A 5,814-nucleotide genomic window follows, 5' to 3' on the forward strand; every position below is an offset into this window, starting at 1 on the left:
GGCGTGGCCGTGGCCGGCGCCGCCTTGGGTTCCGGCTTGGGCGCCGGCGCGGGTGCGGATTCGGCGGGACGCGCCTGCACAGGCGCTTCGGGCGCCATTCCGCCGATCCCGGCTTCCAGCCAGGCACGCGCCTGCTGCGAGGCCAGGATCCTGGACGTGGCATCCAGCGGCGAAGGCGGCGGCGCGGCAGGCTTCTGCCCTGCCGCCTGCGCAGGCGCCTCGCTGCGCGGGTCGGCGTGGAAGCCGTTCGCCGCGAGCTGGGTGTTGAGGCGGCCGTACAGCTCGCCGAGCACCTTGGCCAGTTCCTGCTCGTACTGGCGGAACAGCATTTCGCGAAGGCTCGGCGAAACCTCGGCTTCGTGGAAAGTCTGGACGAACGCGTTGGCCAGCAGCAGCGCGCCGACCGGGTTGGCGCCGCCGGGGACGCCCAGTGCGGCGGCCAGCAGGTCGAACCGGGCGCCGAGCATTTCCAGCGGGCGCTGGTAGCGACTGGCGATGGATTCGGCCAGCGCCTGGCCGGCAAGATGGAAATCGAGGTCGTCTTCGAGCACCAGGCCCAGCGGCGCATCGCTGCGGCCGACGGTCGCGCGGCCGCAGAAGTCGTCGAAGCTGCGGCCGATCAGCTCGCGGAACTTCATGACGAAGCCCGAGCCGCGCTGGCGCAGCGCCAGCACCGCCATCAGGTCCTTGCGCTGCGCGCTTTCGCTTCCGGTGCGCAGACTCTCGTGCAGCTGCTCTTCGATCGGCCGGTACAGGCCGCCGGGCACGGCGCCAAGCTGCTCCACGGCAATGCGCTTGAGCTCGTCGATCAGGCGTAGCGGGTCGATTGCGGACTGGCCAGCCATCTCGGGATGTTGCACGGACATGGTTAGTCGCCTCCGCCGGGCTCCATGCCACGGCACAAGAGCACTGTAGCCGAGCATAATGGCCGCGGAAGGGCCATTTCCGACCATCTGCGTCGATATGTGATGGCCATCGCACTCAACCCGGAACCCCGTCGTGAATGCAATCATCACATGCCTGAACGAGCGCCGCTCGGTGCCCTCCCGGCAGCTCGCGGAGCCTGCGCCCGACGATGCAACGCTGCTGCGCATGCTCGCCCTGGCCAGCCGGGTTCCCGATCACGGCAGGCGCGTGCCATGGCGTTTCCTGCGCATTGCCGGCGCCGCGCGCGCAGCGCTGGGCGAAGCGCTGGTCGCCCGCGCGCTGGAGCGCGATCCGCAGGCCAGCGCCGCGGTCCTGGAGAAGGATCGCAACCGGTTCGCTTCGCCGCTGGTGATCGCGGTGGTCGCGCGCCTGGGCGCCGACGCGAAGATCCCCGAGTCCGAACGCTTCTCCGCCGCGAGCTGCGTATGCTTCGCGCTGCTGCAGGCCGCGCAGGGATACGGGTTCGGCGCGCAGTGGCTGACCGGCTGGCCGGCCTACGACGAAACGGTGCTGCGCATGCTCGGGCTGGCCGGGGACGAGCGCATCGCCGGCTTCATCCACCTGGGCACGGCGCAGGCCGAGCCGAACGAACGCGAGCGTCCGGATCCTGCCGGATTGCTCAGCGACTGGACCCCGGCATGAGCGACGGCAACCACATGGCGCGTCCGGCGCTCTACCTGGTCGACGCCAGCATGTACGTATTCCGCGCCTGGCATTCCATGCCCGACGAGTTCCACGACGACGAGGGCTGGCCGACCAACGCCGTGCACGGCTTCGCCCGCTTCCTGCTGGAGCTGCTGGAGCGCGAGCGCCCGCGGCACATCGCCATCGCTTTCGACGAAGCCCTGGACAGCTGTTTCCGCAACGCGCTCTACCCGGCCTACAAGGCCAACCGCGACCCCGCGCCGGAAGAACTCAAGCGCCAGTTCGCGCACTGCAAGGCCCTGTGCCAGGGCCTGGGGCTGGCGACGCTGGCCCATCCCGAATACGAGGCCGACGACCTGATCGGCAGCGCGCTGCGCCATGCGCGCGCGTTGGGCTTGCGCGGGGTGATCGTCTCGGCCGACAAGGACCTGTCGCAACTGCTCGAGGAACACGACGAACAGTGGGATTTCGCGCGCGGCGTGCGCTGGGGCGCGGCGGGCGTGAAATCGCGCCAGGGCGTGCACGCGCACCAGGTGGCCGACTTCCTCGCGCTGTGCGGCGACGCGGTCGACAACATTCCCGGCGTGCCGGGCATCGGCGCCAAGACCGCGGCGGTGTTGCTGTCGCACTTCGAAACCCTGGACGCATTGCTGGAGCGGATCGAGGAGATCCCGTTCCTGCGTTTCCGCGGCGCCGCTTCGGTGGCGGCCAGGCTGCGCGAGCACCGCGACATCGCATTGCTGTGCCGCCAGCTGACCACCATCGCCTGCGACGCACCGCTGGACCATGACCAAGCCTTCGCCCGAGGCGCGGCCGATGCCGCCGCGCTGCTGGCGCTGTGCGAACGCATGCGCTTCGGCCCGCACACCCGGCGCAGGCTGCAGGAGGCGGCGGCATGAGCGACACGGAGATCGTCTACGAAGGCAAGTGGCTGCGGATGTGCAAGCGCGGCCGCTGGGAGTACGTGGAACGTACCCATGCCGACGGCATGGCCGTGATCATCATCGCGGTCACGCCGCAGGACGAGGTGCTGTTCGTCGAGCAGATGCGGATCCCGCTGGGCAAGCGCACGATCGAAATGCCGGCGGGGCTCGTCGGCGACCAGGCGGGCGAGGACACGCTCGAGGACGCCGCGCGACGCGAACTCATCGAGGAAACCGGCTGGGAGCCGGCGCACGTCGAAGTACTGCTGACCGGCCCGACCTCCTCCGGCATGAGCAACGAACGCATCGCCTTCGTGCGCGCCACCGGCCTCCTCCGCGTAGGCCCCGGTGGCGGCGACGAGACGGAGGACATCACCGTCCACGCGGTTCCGCGCGCCCAGGCGCCCGCCTGGCTGGTGCAGAAGCGCGACGAAGGTTACGAGCTGGACCTCAAGCTGTGGGCGGGCCTGTGGATGATCGAGCGCAACCCCGACGGATCGCCGGCCGGTTGAGGCGCGGCTAGCGCTGGACACCCTGGTTGAGTAGCGGGCCGGCGGTGGCATTGAATGGACCGGACGCAAAGAGGCGTCGTCCGATGAATTCATGCCATCACAGAACAAGGAGCGTTTGCCATGATGTCCACCAATTGTATCCACGCGGCAAAAGGGTTCGTCGCCGCGGTACTGCTCGGGCTCACCTTGCAGGCCGGGGCCGCCGAACCGGCGCACGCAGGCGTGCAGCGCGCCGATGCCGAGCTTCGCCGTGTCCTTTCCTATGAACTGGCCGACGTGAAGTCGCGCGATGACCTGGCCGCGCACCTCCGCACGGCCGGCGCCGCATCCCCATTGAATGCCCTGTCCACTGGCGCGCGCGAACGTTTTCTCGACAGTCTCGTGTTCAACGACAAAGGTTTGGTGGAGTATCGGTTCGACGACCTGCAGAGCGAGCTGAGCGTCGCCGAGGCGTATCGCATCCTGGGCCTGTTCGGTGCGGCCGAATCCGCGTCGTTCCTGCGTGAGATGCACCCCAGGAATGCAGTGGACGCTGGCATCCAGTCTTTCATGCACGTCGAAGACCATGAGGGCGGCAGGTGCATTTCGCCCGGCACCTGCGAAATGCTGCATCCACACTACATCTGCACTTCGAACTGCTGACGCGATGCCCGGGGCGCCACCCCGCCCCCGGGCAGGGAGCAACGTTATGTTCGCAAACCTTCTTGTCGCCCTGGCGCTTTCGATAGTCCCGGTCCACGACGACACAACGCCTGCGACGGCCATCGCCGGGTTCATGACGCAACTGGATTCGATCGCCGCCGCGCCTTACCAGCCGCGGGCCAACCGCATCCGTGACTGGTACAGGGACATGCTCGCGCCCCTCAATCCGCGAGCGGTTGCCGACAAGGACATGGAAACGCTGTTGCTGGCTTCCATGACCGCCGCCGGGCTGGCCAACGATCGGAGCATCGCGGAGCATTCGCGGGCGATATTCGACGAGATGGAAACCCGTTCCCTACTCGCCGAAAAGCGATACGTCGACATGCAACAACTATATGTCAACCTGCGGGACTTCGAGGCCGCACGGGCTTTCCATGCCAAATTCGGGCAATCGCATCCCCTGGACCCGATTCCTGCAATTTCACGCGCCGCGGGCTTCGACCCGGCGCAACGGTCGATTCTCGTGCTCCAGGAGACCGGCGCATTGCAGGAACGGAATTTCAGCGCCGCCAGGGAAGACTTCGTTCTGGCAGTGGCCGATCCGCTCTGCCATTTCACCCTGGATGCAGCAACCGCCATCGAGGCCGATCCGGAACTGCACGCGTACTTCGCCGAACACTCGCATTGGCTGGCGCCGTATGGAGTGCGATTGGATCCAGGCCCCATCGAGACATGGAACGCAAGGTTTTCCGACTACCGCATGGTCCTGGTCGACGACATCAGGACATGGCCCGACATCGACTACTGGGGCACCCCGACGTTCTATGTCTTCGTGCAGGGCCAGGTCGTGGAAACGATCCGCGGCTGGCCGAAGGGAGGTCGCGCAGACGAACTGAAACGGGCGCTGGGCCTCACGCGAACCGGTCCGTAGCTTCCACCAGCGCATGCACGTGCTCGGCCTCGAAGGCCGAGTGGCCGGAACCCGGATTGATCACCAGTTCCGCCTTCGGCCAGGCCTTGTGCAGTTCCCAGGCGTTCTGGATCGGGCAGACCACGTCGTAGCGGCCATGCACGATCACGCCGGGGATGTCGGCGATGCGGTGCGCGTCGCGCAGCAGCTGGTTCTCGACCTCGAAGAAGCCGCCGTTGACGAAGTAGTGGTTCTCGATGCGCGCGAACGCCAGTGCGAAGGCGGCGTCCTCGTGCCCGCTGACGAAATCCTGGTCGACGTGCAGGAAGCTGGTCGCGCCTTCCCACACGCTCCAGGCGCGGGCGGCGGCGAGGCGGGTGGCTTCGTCGTCGGAGGTCAGGCGCCGGTGGAAGGCGCTGATCAGGTCGTGGCGTTCCACTTCCGGGATCGCGGCGATGTAGTGCTCCCACGCATCCGGGAACAGGCGCGAGGCGCCTTCCTGGTAGAACCACTCCAGTTCCCAGCGGCGCAGCATGAAGATGCCGCGCAGGACCAGTTCGGTCACGGCTTGCGGGTGCGTTTCGGCATAGGCCAGGGCCAGGGTCGAACCCCAGCTGCCGCCGAAGACCTGCCACCTGTCCACGCCCAGGCGCTTGCGCAGCTTCTCGATATCGGCGACCAGGTCCCAGGTGGTGTTGCCCACCAGGTCCGCATGCGGGGTGGAACGGCCGGCGCCGCGCTGGTCGAACAGGATGATCCGGTACTTCGCCGGGTCGTGGAAACGGCGCATCTTGGCGCTGCAGCCGCCGCCGGGGCCGCCATGCAGGAGCACGACCGGCTTGCCTTCCGGGTTGCCGCATTGTTCGTAGTAGAGCTTGTGGCGCGCGTCGACCTCGAGGATGCCGGTGTCGTAGGGCTCGATTTCGGGGTACAGCGTGCGCATGGCGTGCTCCTCGGACTTTCGGCGACGTGACTTTCAGCGATTGTAGCGGCCGAACGTGACGCGGTCGCGCTGCTCCAGGTCGCGGGCGGTCGCCACGGCATCGAAGCCGGCCGCCGACAGCAGCGCACGCACCGCCGCGCCCTGCTCCCAGCCGTGTTCCAGCAGCAGCCAGCCGCCGGGTTGCAGGTGCGCCGGCGCGCCGGCGACGATGCGGCGGATCGCGTCCAGGCCGTCGCTGCCGGACGACAGCGCCATCGCAGGCTCGAAGCGCAGGTCGCCCGCTTCCAGGTGCGGATCGCCTTCCGCAATGTA

Annotated in this window: 7 protein-coding genes and 1 pseudogene; 5 read left to right on the forward strand and 3 right to left on the reverse strand. The window is 67.9% G+C overall.

What is annotated here, in order from left to right:
• Positions 1-845 (reverse strand): DUF1631 family protein (locus QAA18_RS09400; RefSeq protein ID WP_279412672.1); only part of this gene is annotated, 845 nt, incomplete at its 3' end.
• Positions 846-999: 154 nt separating this feature from the next.
• On the opposite strand from QAA18_RS09400, the gene QAA18_RS09405 reads away from it, so the two are divergent.
• From QAA18_RS09405 to QAA18_RS09425, 5 genes are all read left to right on the forward strand, one after another.
• Positions 1,000-1,569 carry a nitroreductase gene (locus tag QAA18_RS09405; protein WP_279412673.1) on the forward strand — a complete coding sequence of 190 codons (570 nt, stop codon included), beginning with the start codon at positions 1,000-1,002 and terminating at the stop codon, positions 1,567-1,569.
• Positions 1,566-2,471: a 5'-3' exonuclease H3TH domain-containing protein gene (locus tag QAA18_RS09410; protein ID WP_279412674.1), complete on the forward strand. Its 906-nt coding sequence runs from the start codon at positions 1,566-1,568 to the stop codon at positions 2,469-2,471. Before QAA18_RS09405 ends, QAA18_RS09410 begins: the two co-directional genes overlap by 4 nt.
• Positions 2,468-3,007, forward strand: coding sequence for an NUDIX hydrolase (locus QAA18_RS09415; RefSeq protein ID WP_279412675.1), 540 nt, complete (start codon positions 2,468-2,470; stop codon positions 3,005-3,007). The genes QAA18_RS09410 and QAA18_RS09415 overlap by 4 nt, the downstream gene beginning before the upstream one ends.
• 120 nt (positions 3,008-3,127) lie before the next feature.
• Positions 3,128-3,649, forward strand: coding sequence for a hypothetical protein (locus QAA18_RS09420; protein WP_279412676.1), 522 nt, complete (start codon positions 3,128-3,130; stop codon positions 3,647-3,649).
• Positions 3,650-3,695: 46 nt separating this feature from the next.
• Positions 3,696-4,580: a hypothetical protein gene (locus QAA18_RS09425; protein ID WP_279412677.1), complete on the forward strand. Its 885-nt coding sequence runs from the start codon at positions 3,696-3,698 to the stop codon at positions 4,578-4,580.
• Here QAA18_RS09425 and pip read toward each other — a convergent pair.
• Positions 4,561-5,502: a prolyl aminopeptidase gene (gene pip, locus QAA18_RS09430; protein WP_279412678.1), complete on the reverse strand. Its 942-nt coding sequence runs from the start codon at positions 5,500-5,502 to the stop codon at positions 4,561-4,563. The two genes, QAA18_RS09425 and pip, sit on opposite strands and share 20 nt — an antisense overlap.
• 33 nt (positions 5,503-5,535) lie before the next feature.
• Positions 5,536-5,814, reverse strand: a pseudogene (locus QAA18_RS09435) (protein-(glutamine-N5) methyltransferase, release factor-specific); the annotation flags it as partial.

The sequence above is a fragment of the Luteimonas sp. 8-5 genome (assembly GCF_029763755.1).
GTDB lineage: Bacteria > Pseudomonadota > Gammaproteobacteria > Xanthomonadales > Xanthomonadaceae > Cognatiluteimonas.

Coding starts and splice junctions, on each gene's coding strand:
- QAA18_RS09410 (WP_279412674.1), top strand. CDS start 1,566: ATGAGCGACGGCAACCACATGGCGCGTCCGGCGCTCTACCTGGTCGAC.
- QAA18_RS09415 (WP_279412675.1), top strand. CDS start 2,468: ATGAGCGACACGGAGATCGTCTACGAAGGCAAGTGGCTGCGGATGTGC.
- QAA18_RS09420 (WP_279412676.1), top strand. CDS start 3,128: ATGATGTCCACCAATTGTATCCACGCGGCAAAAGGGTTCGTCGCCGCG.
- QAA18_RS09425 (WP_279412677.1), top strand. CDS start 3,696: ATGTTCGCAAACCTTCTTGTCGCCCTGGCGCTTTCGATAGTCCCGGTC.
- pip (WP_279412678.1), bottom strand. CDS start 5,502: ATGCGCACGCTGTACCCCGAAATCGAGCCCTACGACACCGGCATCCTC.